Here is a 14,049-nt window from a genome sequence, read left to right as displayed (position 1 = left end):
GGTTGCCCGGGCAGCGGCGTATTCTCGCACGTGAAGCGCATTTGCCCAAGACCACCCTTGCTCCTGCCCTTCGCATCCGGCACGGTGGGGCATCACCTGCAACCGGAGCCGCCATGGCCCACCTCGATCTGGCGAACCTGCGCACCTGCCTGCTGGACGACACCCAGCTGGCCGCGGTCGCCCTGACCCGAAGCTTCGCCGGCCATCTGCCGGTCAGCAGCGGGCACCTGGTGGTCTGCGATCCGCTGGTCCAGGCCGAGGCCCCAGCGCTGGCCGACTACACCGTCCCGGCGGGCCTGCATCCGGTCGAGATCATCGTGCACAGCGGCCGCCCGGCGCTGGCCGTGGTCTGGTTCAAACCGCGCCAGGCACTCACGGTATCGGCCCTGCACTGGCAGATGGCGCGCTGGACCACGCAGGACCTGACCGGCCTGGATGAGGACAGCTTCATTGGCTACCCGGTCGACGCCGGCATCGGTTGTTTCATGGATACCGATACCCAGCAGGCGCTGCTTGCGCTGATCGATCAGGGCAACGAAGCATGGTCCGATGCGCTGATTGACCACGACGGCCTGGATGAAGGCGCCGAGTACCGCCCTTGGGGCCAGGACTCCCCGCACGGCCTGGTCGTGTTCACCAGTGGCTGGGGCGATGGCGTCTACCCCAGCTACTGGGCGTTGGACACATCCGGCATCCCGGTGGCACTGGTAACCGATTTCCTGTGCATCGAAGGCGGTGAGGGGCGCGACGCGCGAGAGATCGCCGATCAGGCCTATCGCGACAGTCTGGCGCCTGAGGAAGCCGAGGCCCTGGCGCAGTTGGTGGCTGCCGTCGAGCGTGATGACACGGATGCGCTGCGCGCGCTTCTGAAGGATGCGCCACAGCGGGCCAACCAGATCGAACCCGGCTGCGGCGGTACTGCCCTGTTCGAGGCGATCCGCCTGGACCGCCCGCAGGCATTAAGGGAACTCTTGCAAGGCGGCGCGCAACCAGCGATGCCCGAGCGCCTGCACATGAACAAGGTGACCAGCTACCGCGACTATGCGCGCTTCCTGAAGAAGCCACGCAGCCCGGAGCTGATGGCCGTGCTGGAGGCGCCGGTCATTACCAGGACTACAACGCCGGAACAGGCGCGGCCCGGCTTCTGGGCTCGGTTGTTCGGGCGCAGGTAACTGGCGCCGGAAACGGCAACGCCGGGCATGGCCCGGCGCTACCGTTCAAAGATCAGCGTCAGCGTCGAAGGGCACCCCTCAGCCCGCATCCACCGCCAGTGCACCCAGCGCACTGGCCTTGATCTTCTCCTTGGCCTTCTCGCACGCGCCACCGCAATCCAGGCGCGAGGCCTCCAGCTGCGGCGGCAGGTGTTCGGCCAGGAAATCGATGAACACGCGCACCGCCGGCAGCAGGCCGCGGCGCGAGGCGAACACGGCGTGGCACACGCCCTGCGGCAACGACCAGTCCGGCAGCACCACTTCCAGTTCGCCATTGCGCACGGCTTCGGCGCAGACGGTTTCCGGCAGCATGGTGATGCCGAAACCGTCCTTCACCATGCTCTGCAGCAGCGGGAAATCGAAGCCGGCCACGCGCGGCTGCAGGTCCACCCGGCGCACTTCGCCTTCCGGGCCATGCAGTTCCCAGCGCTGGCGCGCTTCATCTTCGCTGATGCTGAGGGTGACGTGCTGGGTCAGTTCCTCCGGATCCTTCGGGCGGCCGGCGCGGTCCAGGTACTTCGGGCTGGCCACCAGCAGTTCCTGCACCTGCCCGAAGCTGCGCATCACCAGGCTGCCGTCGTCATCCAGGCGCGAACGCACGCGCAGGGCCACGTCGTAGCCTTCATTGATGATGTCCACTCGGCGGTTGCTGATGTTCAGCTGCAGGCGGACCTTCGGGTACTGCTCGAGGAACTTGGGCAGCAGCTTGGGCAGCTGCATCTGCGCCAGCGACACGGGCACGCTGGCGCGCACAACGCCGCGCGGCTCGGCGCTGAGGCGGTCAACCACCTCGCGTGCGGCCTGGGCCTCGGCCAGCATGGTCTGTGCATGGCGATGCACGCTGGTGCCGACGTCGGTAACGGCGAAGCGGCGCGTCGAACGCTGCAGCAGGCGCACGCCCAGGTCGGTCTCAAGCTGGCTGATACGGCGGCTCAGGCGCGATTTGGGGATGCCCAGGGCGCGTTCGGCGGCAGCGAAACCGCCGTGGTCAACGACCATGGCGAAGTAGTACAGGTCATTCAGGTCATGCATACCCGAGTTCCATATCTAGAACAATTCGTGGCATTGAATCACCTTTATCCTGCCCGTGCAACAACCTATCGTTCTCTCCGTCGGCGGCAAACACCGCCCTTCCCCTCCAGAACATAGGTGACTGCCATGAAGCTTCTGCATCTCGACGCCAGCGTGCTTGGCGACAATTCCGTGTCCCGCCAGCTGACCGCTGCCGTGGTCGCCCAGTTCAAGAACCAGATCGACGGCCTGCAGGTCGATTATCGCGATCTTGACGCCAATCCGGTACCGCATCTGCGCAGCAGCTCGCTGGCCGGTGTCGATGCCGCCGAGGCGACCGACGCTGAACAGGTGATGCAGCAGTTCCTGGCCGCCGACATCCTGGTCATCGGCGCGCCGATGTACAACTTCAGCATCCCGTCCACCCTGAAGGCCTGGATCGACCGCGTTGCCGTGGCCGGCCGCACCTTCAAGTACACCGAGAACGGCCCGGTGGGCCTGGCCGGTGGCAAGCGCGTGATCGTGGTGAGCGCCCGTGGCGGCATCTACACCGATTCGCCGGCTGACTTCCAGGAGCCCTTCCTGCGCCAGGTGTTTGCCTTCATGGGCATCGACAACGTCGAGTTCGTGCGTGCCGAGGGCATCGCTTACTCGCCGAAGCACCGCGAAGACGCCATTGCCGGCGCGCTGTCGGCCCTGCCGTCGCACGCTGCCGAAGAAGTGGCTGCGTAAGTACTGCGTTCCAGCGATCGGCGCCCTCCCCCCTCCTCGTCGGGGGCGCTGATTGCGGGCCGGGAGCCCCTCCCCCATCCCGGCCCACCCCGACGGCTCCGCATTGCGGGGCCGTTTTTTTGTTGTGCGGGGCCGGTAGGCTGGGGGCATGAACTACATCGTGACGGCTGCGCATCGCAGCGAGTTTCCGCACCCGATCACCCTGCGCCGTGGACAGGCGCTGGTGGTGGGCGAGCGTTATGAGGGCCCTGAGGGCTGGGAGGACTGGTTTCTGTGCCAGGCCGAGGGTCAGGAACGGGGATTCGTGCCGGCGCCGGTGATCGGGCGCGATGCGCAGGGTGGCGCGTTTGCCACGGAGGATTACTGCGCGCGGGAGCTGGATGTGGATCCGGGGCAGGTGTTGCGCGGGGTGCGCACGCTGAATGGCTGGGCGTGGTGCGTGCCGGAAACGGGCGAGCCCGGGTGGGTGCCGTTGGAGAAGGTGCGAGCACAAAAAAAGAGCCGAGCATAGGCTCGGCTCTACAGGTATGAGTTGCGTCGGTTATCAACCGATGGTTTCGACGCCACCCATGTAGGGCTTCAACACGTCCGGCACGGTGATGGTGCCGTCGGCGTTCTGGTAGTTCTCCATCACCGCGATCATCGCGCGGCCGACCGCCACGCCCGAGCCGTTCAGGGTGTGCACGAGCTCCGGCTTGCCGGTGGCCGGGTTGCGCCAGCGGGCCTGCATGCGGCGGGCCTGGAAATCACCGGTGTTCGAGCACGAGCTGATTTCGCGGTAAGTGTTCTGCGAGGGCAGCCAGACTTCCAGATCGTAGGTCTTGATGGCCGAGAAGCCCATGTCGCCGGTGCACAGCAGCACCTTGCGGTACGGCAGGCCCAGCTTTTCCAGCACGACTTCGGCGCAGCGGGTCATGCGGGTGTGTTCGGCGTCGCTGTCTTCCGGGCGGCAGATCGACACCAGCTCGACCTTCTCGAACTGGTGCTGGCGGATCATGCCGCGCACGTCACGGCCGCCGCTGCCGGCTTCGGCGCGGAAGCACATCGAGTGGGCAGTCACGCGCAGCGGCAGGCGCTCGGCGTCGATGATCTCGTCGCGCACCAGGTTGGTCAGCGGCACTTCCGAGGTCGGGATCAGGTAGCGCGTGGAATCGCCCACGGCGGTCTTGAACAGGTCGTCCTCGAACTTCGGCAGCTGGCCGGTGCCACGCAGCGAATCGGCGTTGACCAGCAACGGCACGTTGGTTTCTTCGTAGCCGTGTTCGCCGGCGTGCAGGTCCAGCATGAACTGGGCCAGGGCACGGTGCAGGCGGGCGACCTGACCGCGCAGTACGGTGAAGCGCGAGCCCGACAGCTTGGCCGCGGTCTCGGCGTCCAGGCCGGCGTTGCGGGCGCCCAGTTCGACGTGGTCCAGCACCGGGAAATCGAAGGTACGCGGGGTGCCCCAGCGCGCCTGCTCGACGTTGTCGTTCTCGTCGGCGCCGGCCGGCACGTCATCGGCCGGCAGGTTCGGGATGCCGGCGGCGATGGTGTCGATCTTTTCGCGCAGCTCGTCCAGGGCCACTTCCGAGGCCTTCAGCTCGTCTGCGAACGCGGCCACTTCGGCCATGATGGCCGACACGTCCTCGCCCTTGGCCTTGGCCTGGCCGATGGCCTTGGAACGGCTGTTGCGCAGGCTCTGCAGTTCCTGGGTCCGCACCTGGATGCGCTTGCGATCGGCCTCCAGGGACTCCAGGGCAGACACGTCGAGCTCGAAGCCGCGGCTGGTGCGCAGGCGTTCGGCGAGGTCGGCGGGCTGGTGGCGGAGCAGGGCTGGATCAAGCATGGCGGGTGTCGTGGTGGGTATCAGGAACGGGATTATCGCCTGTTATACGGATTTCTGCCGCCCGGTTCATTCCCGCCGTGGCAGAATCGGGGCATTCCCTGCTGGTCCGGTCCATGTCTGCACCCCGCTCATCGCCTGCCAAGTCGTTCACCGTGCATATCCCGCGCAACGCCCTGAAGATCGCCGGCATCGCCTTCGGCGTAGGCGTTCTGCTGTTCGTGGTGGTCTGGTTGACCGGCCGCGACAAGGAATTCTTCCGCGCCGATGACCCGGCCACGCAGACCCCGCAGGAAACCGCGCAGGTCGAGCCGTTGCCCGAGCCCCTGCCCGCCGCGGCCGGCTCCAGCGACATGCCCGATGCCAAGCCGGCGCCGGTGCAGGAAGAAGCACCGAAGCTGGTGGAAACCGCCCCGCCGCCGCCGGCCAGTACCGAGCCGGCCCCGGCCGCCCCGGGCAGCGCCGCGCCTGCCACGGGCAACAGCCAGCCGATGCCCGTGGCAGGCCAGTCGCCGCCGCCGTCCTACCCTGCCGGTGCGCTGCGCCGTGGCGAATCCGGCAGTGTGGTGGTGCGGGTGGACGTGGATGCCACCGGCTATGCCAACAACATCACCGTGATCCAGCGCAGCGGCTCGCGCGAGCTGGACCGCGCCGCAACCGATGCGGTGCGCCGCTGGCGCTTCAGCCCCGCGCTGAGCAATGGCCAGCCAGTGCCGGGCTCCATTGAAGTGCCGTTCGACTTCAAGCCGCAGTAACTGAACGCTTCCCGGCAGGCAAGCTGAACCCTGCCGGTTGCGTTGACGCAACGCTGACACACCGCTACATCTCCTCGAGCAAGACTTTGTGCGTCGTTACTGACGCGAGGAGTCTGCAATGAGTGCTACTACCCATGAACACCTTCATTCCCCGCATTTGCAGCAGGATGTGAGCGAGCGCCCGCAGCGCACCTCACCCTGGTTGTGGCTGGCGCTGATCGTGGCCATGTTTGCCGCTGCACTGATGTGGCTGCGGTTCTCGAACCAGGAAGACGTGGCGCCGGCCCCCATGGGCGAGCGCATGCTGCCGGCCAGCGAGACCCCGGTAGCGACTGCGCCGGCAGCGCGCAACGCGGCCCCGGCCAGCGAGCAGCGCAAGGCGACCCCGGCCGTACGCAACCGTCAGGCCAGCCCGCTGGCCAGCAATGACAAGCCGACCTACCCGGCAACCGCGCTGCGTAACGGCGTGCAGGGCAGCGTGGTGGCCAGCCTCAACGTGGATACCCGCGGCAACGTGACCGAGGCGAGCATCGTGTCGCGTAGTGGCGAGCGCAGCCGTGATCTGGATCGCTCGGTGCTGCGCACCGTGCAGGGCTGGAAGTTCCAGCCGGCCATGCAGAACGGTCGTGCCGTGGCGAGTGTGGTGCGCGTGCCGGTGGATTTCCGTACCGAGCAGCGTTGATCGCGAGCGAGGGGTTCGTGATCGATCGGAAGACGGAGGCTTCGGCCTCCGTCTTTTTTTGTGCCGGGGTCGGAGACCGCCGGGCATGGCCCGGCGCTACCGGATATGCCGCCAGGTTGAAACCGCCGCTACCGGGGTCGACGCCGAATGGTAGCGCCGGGCCATGCCCGGCGAGCGCAGCGGCGTCGCGGCGACCTCAGGCCAGGTTGAAACCGGCGCTGCGGGCCAGGCCGTCGAAATCCGGGAAGGACGTGGCGACGTTGGCGATGTCGTTGATGCGCACTTCGCCGCCGCTGATCTGGCCGGCAATGGCGAACGCCATGGCAATGCGGTGGTCACCGTGGCTTTCGATGGTGCCGCTGCCCAGGGTGATGCCCCCGTGCAGCGTGGCGCCATCGTCGGTTTCATCCACCTGCACGCCCAGCGCGCGCAGGCCGGTGGCCATCGCGGCGAGGCGATCCGATTCCTTCACCCGCAGCTCGGCGGCGCCGGTCACCACGGTCTGGCCTTCGGCTGCGGCAGCCGCCACGAACAGGGCCGGGAACTCGTCGATCATGTCCGGCACCAGTGCCTCCGGAATGCGCGCGCCCTTCAGCGGCGCATGGCGCACCACCAGGTCGGCCACCGGCTCACCACCCTGCTCGGCCGGGTTTTCTTCAGTGATGTCCGCGCCCATCAGGCGCAGCGCGTGCAGCAGGCCGGTGCGGCGCGGGTTGAGGCCAACCTGCTTGAGGCGCAGCTCGGAGCCCGGAATGATGCTGGCGGCGACCAGGAAGAACGCGGCCGAGGAGAAATCAGCCGGCACCACGATGTCGGTGGCGCGCAGGCGCTGGCCGCCGCGCAGGCGGGCCTTGCCCGGCGAGAACTCGATGTCCACGCCGAACGCCGAGAGCATGCGCTCGGTGTAATCGCGGGTCGGGTGCGGTTCGACCACGCTGGTTTCGCCCTGCGCGTACAGGCCGGCCAGCAGCACGGCCGACTTCACCTGCGCACTGGCGACCGGCGAGGCGAAATCGATGCCCTGCAGCGACTGGCCACCATGCACGCGCAGCGGCGGGGTGCCATCGCTTTCGGTGTCGATCTTCGCGCCCATCTGCGACAGCGGGCCGGTGACACGGCGCATCGGACGGCCGGACAGCGACTCATCGCCAACCAGCGTGCAGTCGAACGGCTGGCCCGCCAGCAGGCCGGCCAGCAGGCGCATGCCGGTGCCGGCGTTGCCGCAGTCCAGCGGCGCGCTGGGCGCCTGCAGGCCATCGATGCCGACGCCGTGCACCACGCGCTGCGAGGCACTGGGGGTTTCAATACGCACGCCGAGCTGGCTGAAGATGCGCGCGGTGGCACGGGTGTCTTCGCCTTCCAGGAAGCCCTCGATATGCGATGTGCCATCGGCCAGCGCGGCAAACATCACCGAGCGGTGCGAGACCGACTTGTCGCCGGGAATGGTCAGGCTGCCCTGCAGCGGCTGGCCCTTGCGGGCAATCCAGTGTTGCGCGTTGCTCATCGTTCGATCATTCCGTAAACGCCGGCACGCCGGCGGTGCATCAATGGGCGCGGCACGCGGCCGCAACGGCAATCAGGGCACGGCCACCGGGTAGGAACCCAGCACCTTGATCTGCGCCGAGTGCGCTTCCAGCTCGGCCAGCGCGGCCTGCATCGGCGCGTCGTCGATGTGGCCAGCCAGGTCGATGAAGAAGCCGTATTCCCACTTGCCGTGGTGCGACGGGCGCGACTCGATGCGGTTCATGCTGATGCCATGGCGGGCGAACGGGCTGAGCACATCGAACAGCGCGCCGGGCTTGTCATGGATGAACACCAGCACCGAGGTGCGGTCGTGGCCGGAGGTCGGGAAGATGTTGCGGCCTACCACCAGGAAACGGGTGGTGTTGTCGGCATCGTTCTGGATGGGCTTGGTGACGACCTTCTTCAGGCCGTACACGTGGCCGGCGCTCTCGCCACCGATAGCGGCCGCGTCGTCGGCGTTGCGCGCACGGCGCGCACCTTCGGCGTTGCTGGCGACCGGGATCTTCTCGGCCTTGGGCAGGTTGGCGCGCATCCACGCCGAGGTCTGCATGAAGGACTGCGGGTGGCCGTAGACGCGCTCGATGTCTTCCAGGCGGCCACTGCGCGACATCAGGTACTGCTGCACGCGCAGTTCCACTTCACCGCAGATCTTCAGGTTGGAGGTGAGGAACATGTCCAAGGTGATCTGGATGGTGCCCTGCCCCGAGTTTTCCACCGGCACCACGCCGAAATCGGCGCTGCCCGCTTCCACTTCCTGGAACACTTCTTCGATGCTGGCCATCGGCAGGCCCATCGCCGAGCGGCCGAAGTGCTTGAGCACAGCCTGCTGGCTGAAGGTGCCTTCCGGGCCGAGGTAGCCGATCTTCAGTGGTTCCTGCTGGGCCAGGCAGGCCGACATGATTTCGCGGTAGACGTGCACCAGCACTTCATCGCTGAGCGGGCCTTCGTTGCGGTCCACCACCATGCGCAGCACCTGCGCTTCGCGCTCGGGTCGGTAGTAATCGACGGCGGCGGCGAGCTTACCCTTGGCCTTGCCGACCTGGTGGGCGAACTGCGCACGCTCGGCGATCAGGCTCTGGATGTCACGGTCGATCTGGTCGATCTTGGAGCGCACATCGGCCAGTGCCAGCGGCGCCTGGGTCGGCACCGGGGTGGTCTTGGACGCGGCCTTGCCCTTGGGCGCGGCGGCGGCCTTGGCGGACCCGCCCTTCTTCGGCGACTTCTTGCTGGGTTTGCTTGCCATCGGAATTCCTTGTTGCGGGGCACGCACCCGAGGGTGCGCGCCGTTCATTGCTCAGCCGTTGCGCTGCTGGAAATCGGCCATGAAGGCGACCAGCGCCTCGGCCCCCGCCATCGGCATGGCGTTGTACAGCGAGGCGCGGATGCCACCGACCACCTTGTGGCCCTTCAGGGCCAGCAGGCCGGCGGCCTTGGCTTCGGCCACGAAGCGGGCATCGAGATCGGCGTTGGGCAGGAAGAACGGAATGTTCATCCGCGAGCGCGCCGAGTGCGCGACTTCGTTGCGATAGAAGCCGCCGGAGGCATCGATGGCGCCGTACACCAGCGCGGCCCTGGCGGCATTGCGCTTGGCGAACTCGACCACGCCACCTTCGGCCAGCATCCACTTGAACACCAGGCCGGCCAGGTACCAGTTCCAGGTCGGCGGGGTGTTGAGCATCGAATCGCGGGCGACGTGCGAGCGGTAATCGAAGATGTCCGCGCGGGCCTGGCCGCTGCGCTCGAGCAGGTCGCGGCGGATGATCATCACCGCGATGCCGACCGGGCCCAGGTTCTTCTGCGCGCCGGCATAGATGACGCCATAGCGGCGCACATCCAGCGGTTCGCTGGCGATGGACGAGCTGAAATCGGCCACCAGCGGGACGTCACCGGTGTCGGGTACATCACGGAACTCGACGCCGTGGATGGTCTCGTTGGCGGTGATGTGCACGTAGGCGGCATTGGCCGAGAGCTGCCAGCTGTCGCGTGCCGGCAGCGCGCGGTAGCCATTGGCTTCGCTGCTGGCGGCGATGTTGACGCCCACGTAGGGGCTGGCCTGCTTGACCGCGGTCTTTCCCCAGTGGCCGCTGACCACGTAGTCGGCACGCTGGCCGGCCTGGGCGAAGTTGAGCGGGATGAGCGCCTGCTGGGTGGTGGCGCCGCCGGGCAGGAACAGCACGGCATAGTCGTCGGGGATATCAAGCAGGCGGCGCAGGTCGGCCTCGGCCTCGGCCGCCACGGACATGAACTCCGGGCCGCGATGGCTCATTTCCACGATCGAGGCGCCGGCACCGTGCCAGTCCAGCATTTCCGCCTGCGCCTGGCGCAGGACCGATTCCGGCAAGGTTGCAGGGCCGGCACTGAAGTTGAACGCGCGCGTCATGTGACACCTGTGGGGCAAGACCCCTAGTATGCCGCAGTGCACCAGCCTTGCGGCCTGGTGCGGCAAGGGAAATTTGGTTTCATTGGTATCCATTTGCCGCGCGCACAGCACCGGTAGCCGCCAACCCTGCCAACCAAGGTTGGCATCTACCAGAGCGAAGGCCGGTAGCGCCGGGCCATGCCCGGCGGACGCGGATCAGCGCGCGCCGAACCAGAGCAGCAGGCTGAGCACACCCGCCAGCAGCAACGCACTGACCAGCAGCCACGGCCAACGCCGCACGCGGCGAGGCGCCACGGGCGCGTCCGCCACCTGCTCTGCATTCTGGCTGGCGTCGTCCTCGGCCGGCAGCGGGCGCCGGCGCGGATCGTGCGGTACTTCCAGCACGAAACGGTGCTGCCCATCGAAGACCACCTGGTCCCCCGGCTGCAGCCAGCAGTGGCGCACGGCCACGCCGTTGACCCGGGTGCCATCGGCACTGCCCAGGTCGCGCAGCAGCACGCGATCGCCATGCACTTCCACACGGGCGTGCTGCTCGGCAAAGGCAGGGTCGTCGATCTCGATATCAACATCGCCACCACGGCCGACCAGGCGCGGGCGCGACAGGGTGTAGCTGCGGCCATGGTGCAGGCCGCCGACACCGCGCAGCAGGCGTTGCTCATCGGCGATGCCATCACTGGCCGGCGACGGCGACGGTGCCTGCAGCAGGCTCTCGACCTCACCCTGCAGGACCATCTCCACGCCATCCACATACACCGCATCGCCTGCGCGCAGCAGGGCCATGCGCCGCACCGGGCGGCCGTTCACGTGGATGCTGCGGATGCCGTTGCCGACCTGCAGCCAGAGGCCACGATCGTCCATGCAGAACTGGGCCAGCAGAAGCGCGCCATGACCGGGGTCACCCAGCCGCACGCTGCCGTTTGCCTGGCGCACGATGCGCTGCACCCCGGGCCGCAGGGGCTGGTCGGGCTGTTGTTGTTGACTGAAGTGAACAAGCAGGTTCTGCACGCGGCGCAGACTAGCAGGTTGCTCGCCAACGCAGAAGAACCGGCGACGGGCGCTTGGCGTGGCGCCCGCCGATGCGCACAATGGCCGCCCTCTTTGATATCCCCGCCCAGCGCCAGGAGCCTGCATGTCCACCATCGATGTCCGCCACGCCCACGCCCTGCCCGATGCACAGGCCCGCGAGGCGATCGAACAGGTTGCCGCCAAGCTGGGCGAGCGCTTCGGCCTGAAATCCAGCTGGGCCGCCGACGTGCTGAACTTCAGCGGCAGCGGCGTGGACGGCGCCATCGAGCTGCAGCCGGGCGCCGTGCGCGTGACCGCCAAGCTGGGTTTCCTGCTGTCGGCCATGAAGGGCATGGTGGAAACCGAGATCCAGCGCGTGCTGAAGGAAAAGCTGGGCTGAACCCAGGCAGCGGCCATCACGGCCCTGCAACGTTCGTGCGCGCTACCCTCGGGGACAGGTCCAACTGCCCCGGGAAGCGCGATGAACCAGTACGAGAATGACGACCGCCGCGACGACGACGCTTCGTTCGGCGAACAGGCCGAGCGCTTTTCGCGCAAGTTCAGCAATTCGGCACAGCAGGTCTGGCTGGCTGGCCTGGGTGCACTGGGCCGCGCACAGGCCGAAGGCAGCCGCTTCTTCGATGGCCTGGTGAAGGAAGGCGAAGCCTGGGAATCCCGCCGCCGCGAGCGCAGCGGTGAGGAGGGTCCGGGCTGGCGCGACAACGTGGAGACCTCCCTCGACGAGGCCCGCGAAAAGGCCTCTGGCACCTGGAACAAGGTGGAAAAGGCCTTCGACGACCAGGTGCAGGGCGTGCTCAAGCGCATGCACGTCCCCACTGCCAGTGACGTGGCCGCACTCGAGGCCCGCCTCGATGCCTTGCACGCGCGCTTGGCCAAGCTGGAGAACCGCGCGGCTTCGGGCAGTGATGCGCCGGCGCCGGGAAGCCACCAGTCGCCCGGCGGCGTGCCCTGACCTTCGATTGTTGCAATGCAATAAAAATTCACTGACAATCGCGAGAAACCCGCCAATCGCTTCGGCTGCCGTTTGTTCCCTCCCCTCACGGCTTCAGGATTGGCGGGTTTTTTCGTGCCTGCGCCACGCGGATCTGCGGGCTACATCACAATTCGTGTCGGGAAGGCCCTGACGCAATATGACTGCGTGGCCTTTACACTGTCGTCTTCGGTTTTCGCCCCTTCCGCTCCCTTCCTGCATGCTCCCTTGGATTCTGGCCCTGCTGTCGGCCCTGCTTACCTGCACCCTGGCCATCGTCTATCTGTGGTGGGTCAAGCGGCGGCGAACGGAAATGCAACTGGGGCTGCAGGCCCTGGCGGGCATGCATTGGCGCGAATTCTCGACACTGATCAAGCGGATGCTGCGCGAGCGACGCGGCCTGCGCGAAGTGGCCGACCCAACCGACGAAGTGCGCGAGCCGAGCAGTGATTTCCTGCTCAGCGATGGCCCCAATACCTGGCTGGTCTCCTGCAAGCACGGGCTGGCCTACCGCATCGGTACGGCCGCGGTGAACGAGCTGGGCGCCGTCGCGCGCCTGGGCGGCGCCAAGGGTGGCCTGCTGATCACCGAGGGCCGGGTCGAGCGCGATGGCTTGACTGCTGCCGAAAAGCAGTCGGTCGAAGTTCTGGATGGCCCGCGCCTGTGGCCGCTGCTGCAGCCCTACCTGCCGGCCGAGATTGAGACGCGCGTGCGCTCGACGGCCCGTCGGGAGGCGCTGCGTCGCATCGCTATTTCCGCGCTGGGTGCGGTGACTCTGGGCCTGCTGGTCGGGCTGGGCCTGCAGGGCCTGCACGTGGAATCCAGCGGAGCCGCTGTCGACAGCACGCCGCCGCCGGCAGCAGCCGCGCCGGCGCCGGTCGCCACCGACGTGCAGCCGGACGCTGCGCCGCTGGCAGACGCGGAGGACGTGCCTGCACCGGAGGCTCCGGCTGAGGCTGCGCCTGCTGCGCCCGCCGACAACGACCGCAACGAGCTCAATCCCGATATCGCGACCCTGGACCGTTACCAGGCCGAACTGGCACGTGCACTGGCCCACCAGCCCGGTATCGCCAGCGGCGTCTGGCTGACCCGGCAGACCCTCGCCATCAACCGCACCGGCGAGCTGGAAGCCGTATGGCCGCGGGTCTGCCAGGAAGTGCTGCGTTACCCCGCCCTGCGCAACGTGCGCGTGCAGCTCAACGCCCGCCCGGGCGTGGATGAGCCGGTTCGTTGGCGGCAGTGCGCTACGTATTGATGGGGGATCATCCACGCATGGCGTGGATGGGCAAATGATGCCGTGGCGTCAACGCAACGCGGCAAGGTGGGCAATGTAGCTCGAACGCGATTCGCCGGCCGCCTTGGCCTGCGCATCCAACCTTGCGAGGATCCGCCGCGGCAGGCTGATGTTGACCCGCTCGACGGTATCGTCCAGCAGGGCGGGATCAATGTTGATGTAAGCGAGAATCCACTGAGTCCCAGTACCAGCATCGGCCACGAGCTTCTGCGGCGCAGACGGCGTCGGGATGGAGCGCCCTGCATCAAGCGCGGCGTCAATCCACGCAAGCGCGGCCTCCTCCGCCGAACTGAGGGCGTCATCAAGCGTGTCGGCCGCAGAGAAACAACCCGGCAGATCGGGCACGACCACGCCCCAGGCTGTGCGTTCGTCACCGGCTTCGATCAAGACTGGATATCGCATGGGACCCTCTACGTCAGCCCAGCAAGCTTCCGGATTGCCTGGACCAGGCCAATTCCCAGATCTTTCCTGGGATGCGGCACGGTAATGATGTGCGGGCAACGCGGATGTACGAACACATGGTGGGAGCCACGAATCCGACGGCAGGTCCAACCCGCCGCGCGTAGTTCCCGGATGAGGTCCCCGCTTTTCATACGCGGACCTTACACATCGTACACACGCACCGACAGAGTTCAAGGCGAC

General features: G+C 67.3%; 16 protein-coding genes. 8 read left to right on the top strand and 8 right to left on the bottom strand.

Annotation, left to right across the window (positions count from 1 at the left end; all coding sequences use genetic code 11):
- The first annotated feature begins 113 nt into the window (after nucleotides 1–113).
- Nucleotides 114–1,172, top strand: coding sequence for a DUF4241 domain-containing protein (locus tag NQ204_RS03335; protein ID WP_256643062.1), 1,059 nt, complete (start codon nucleotides 114–116; stop codon nucleotides 1,170–1,172).
- A 78-nt stretch (nucleotides 1,173–1,250) separates the two neighbouring features.
- Here NQ204_RS03335 and NQ204_RS03330 read toward each other — a convergent pair whose 3' ends face one another.
- Entirely contained in the window at nucleotides 1,251–2,243 is a 993-nt protein-coding gene (locus tag NQ204_RS03330) for a LysR family transcriptional regulator (RefSeq protein WP_079222336.1), read from the bottom strand.
- 126 nt (nucleotides 2,244–2,369) lie between these two features.
- On the opposite strand from NQ204_RS03330, the gene NQ204_RS03325 reads away from it, so the two are divergent.
- Together NQ204_RS03325 and NQ204_RS03320 are read left to right on the top strand one after the other, a co-directional pair.
- Nucleotides 2,370–2,954, top strand: a complete 585-nt coding sequence (locus NQ204_RS03325) for an FMN-dependent NADH-azoreductase (RefSeq protein ID WP_079222337.1) — start codon at nucleotides 2,370–2,372, stop codon at nucleotides 2,952–2,954.
- Between the two features lie 148 nt (nucleotides 2,955–3,102).
- On the top strand, nucleotides 3,103–3,465 hold the full coding sequence (locus NQ204_RS03320; protein WP_116862643.1) for an SH3 domain-containing protein: 363 nt from the start codon (nucleotides 3,103–3,105) through the stop codon (nucleotides 3,463–3,465).
- Between the two features lie 33 nt (nucleotides 3,466–3,498).
- Here NQ204_RS03320 and serS read toward each other — a convergent pair whose 3' ends face one another.
- Nucleotides 3,499–4,779 (bottom strand): serine--tRNA ligase, encoded by a 1,281-nt coding sequence (gene serS, locus NQ204_RS03315; RefSeq protein ID WP_256643061.1) that lies wholly within the window; start codon nucleotides 4,777–4,779, stop codon nucleotides 3,499–3,501.
- Between the two features lie 113 nt (nucleotides 4,780–4,892).
- On the opposite strand from serS, the gene NQ204_RS03310 reads away from it, so the two are divergent.
- Both NQ204_RS03310 and NQ204_RS03305 read left to right on the top strand, forming a co-directional pair.
- Nucleotides 4,893–5,531: an energy transducer TonB gene (locus NQ204_RS03310; RefSeq protein WP_116862641.1), complete on the top strand. Its 639-nt coding sequence runs from the start codon at nucleotides 4,893–4,895 to the stop codon at nucleotides 5,529–5,531.
- Nucleotides 5,532–5,649: 118 nt separating this feature from the next.
- The gene (locus NQ204_RS03305) at nucleotides 5,650–6,213 is read left to right on the top strand and encodes an energy transducer TonB (RefSeq protein ID WP_116862640.1); all 564 of its coding nucleotides are present in this window, start codon (nucleotides 5,650–5,652) and stop codon (nucleotides 6,211–6,213) included.
- A gap of 196 nt (nucleotides 6,214–6,409) precedes the next feature.
- Here the strand turns inward: NQ204_RS03305 and aroA are convergent, their stop codons facing one another.
- From aroA to NQ204_RS03285, 4 genes are all read right to left on the bottom strand, one after another.
- The gene (gene aroA, locus NQ204_RS03300) at nucleotides 6,410–7,717 is read right to left on the bottom strand and encodes a 3-phosphoshikimate 1-carboxyvinyltransferase (protein ID WP_116862639.1); all 1,308 of its coding nucleotides are present in this window, start codon (nucleotides 7,715–7,717) and stop codon (nucleotides 6,410–6,412) included.
- A 72-nt stretch (nucleotides 7,718–7,789) separates the two neighbouring features.
- Complete coding sequence (gene pheA / locus NQ204_RS03295; protein ID WP_116862638.1) at nucleotides 7,790–8,980, bottom strand: prephenate dehydratase; 1,191 nt, start codon at nucleotides 8,978–8,980, stop codon at nucleotides 7,790–7,792.
- A 51-nt stretch (nucleotides 8,981–9,031) separates the two neighbouring features.
- Complete coding sequence (gene serC / locus NQ204_RS03290; protein ID WP_256643060.1) at nucleotides 9,032–10,117, bottom strand: 3-phosphoserine/phosphohydroxythreonine transaminase; 1,086 nt, start codon at nucleotides 10,115–10,117, stop codon at nucleotides 9,032–9,034.
- Nucleotides 10,118–10,312: 195 nt separating this feature from the next.
- Nucleotides 10,313–11,122 (bottom strand): FHA domain-containing protein, encoded by an 810-nt coding sequence (locus NQ204_RS03285; protein ID WP_116862636.1) that lies wholly within the window; start codon nucleotides 11,120–11,122, stop codon nucleotides 10,313–10,315.
- 124 nt (nucleotides 11,123–11,246) lie between these two features.
- Between NQ204_RS03285 and NQ204_RS03280 the strand changes: the two genes are divergently transcribed.
- The 3 genes from NQ204_RS03280 to NQ204_RS03270 all read left to right on the top strand — a co-directional run bounded on the left by NQ204_RS03280 (nucleotide 11,247) and on the right by NQ204_RS03270 (nucleotide 13,368).
- A complete protein-coding gene (locus tag NQ204_RS03280; RefSeq protein ID WP_108769216.1) occupies nucleotides 11,247–11,522 on the top strand; it encodes a polyhydroxyalkanoic acid system family protein in 276 nt (91 codons plus the stop codon).
- Nucleotides 11,523–11,603: 81 nt separating this feature from the next.
- Complete coding sequence (locus NQ204_RS03275; RefSeq protein ID WP_116862635.1) at nucleotides 11,604–12,095, top strand: phasin family protein; 492 nt, start codon at nucleotides 11,604–11,606, stop codon at nucleotides 12,093–12,095.
- 238 nt (nucleotides 12,096–12,333) lie between these two features.
- The gene (locus NQ204_RS03270; protein WP_116862634.1) at nucleotides 12,334–13,368 is read left to right on the top strand and encodes a restriction endonuclease; all 1,035 of its coding nucleotides are present in this window, start codon (nucleotides 12,334–12,336) and stop codon (nucleotides 13,366–13,368) included.
- Between the two features lie 48 nt (nucleotides 13,369–13,416).
- Here the strand turns inward: NQ204_RS03270 and NQ204_RS03265 are convergent, their stop codons facing one another.
- Complete coding sequence (locus NQ204_RS03265; RefSeq protein ID WP_108769219.1) at nucleotides 13,417–13,809, bottom strand: type II toxin-antitoxin system HicB family antitoxin; 393 nt, start codon at nucleotides 13,807–13,809, stop codon at nucleotides 13,417–13,419.
- A gap of 8 nt (nucleotides 13,810–13,817) precedes the next feature.
- On the bottom strand, nucleotides 13,818–14,000 hold the full coding sequence (locus NQ204_RS03260) for a type II toxin-antitoxin system HicA family toxin (RefSeq protein ID WP_116862632.1): 183 nt from the start codon (nucleotides 13,998–14,000) through the stop codon (nucleotides 13,818–13,820).
- Nucleotides 14,001–14,049: the final 49 nt, after the last annotated feature.

Origin of the sequence: Stenotrophomonas testudinis (genome assembly GCF_024499815.1) — a bacterium.
Classification (GTDB): Bacteria; Pseudomonadota; Gammaproteobacteria; order Xanthomonadales; family Xanthomonadaceae; genus Stenotrophomonas.
This window is presented reverse-complemented; position numbering and strand designations above follow the sequence as displayed.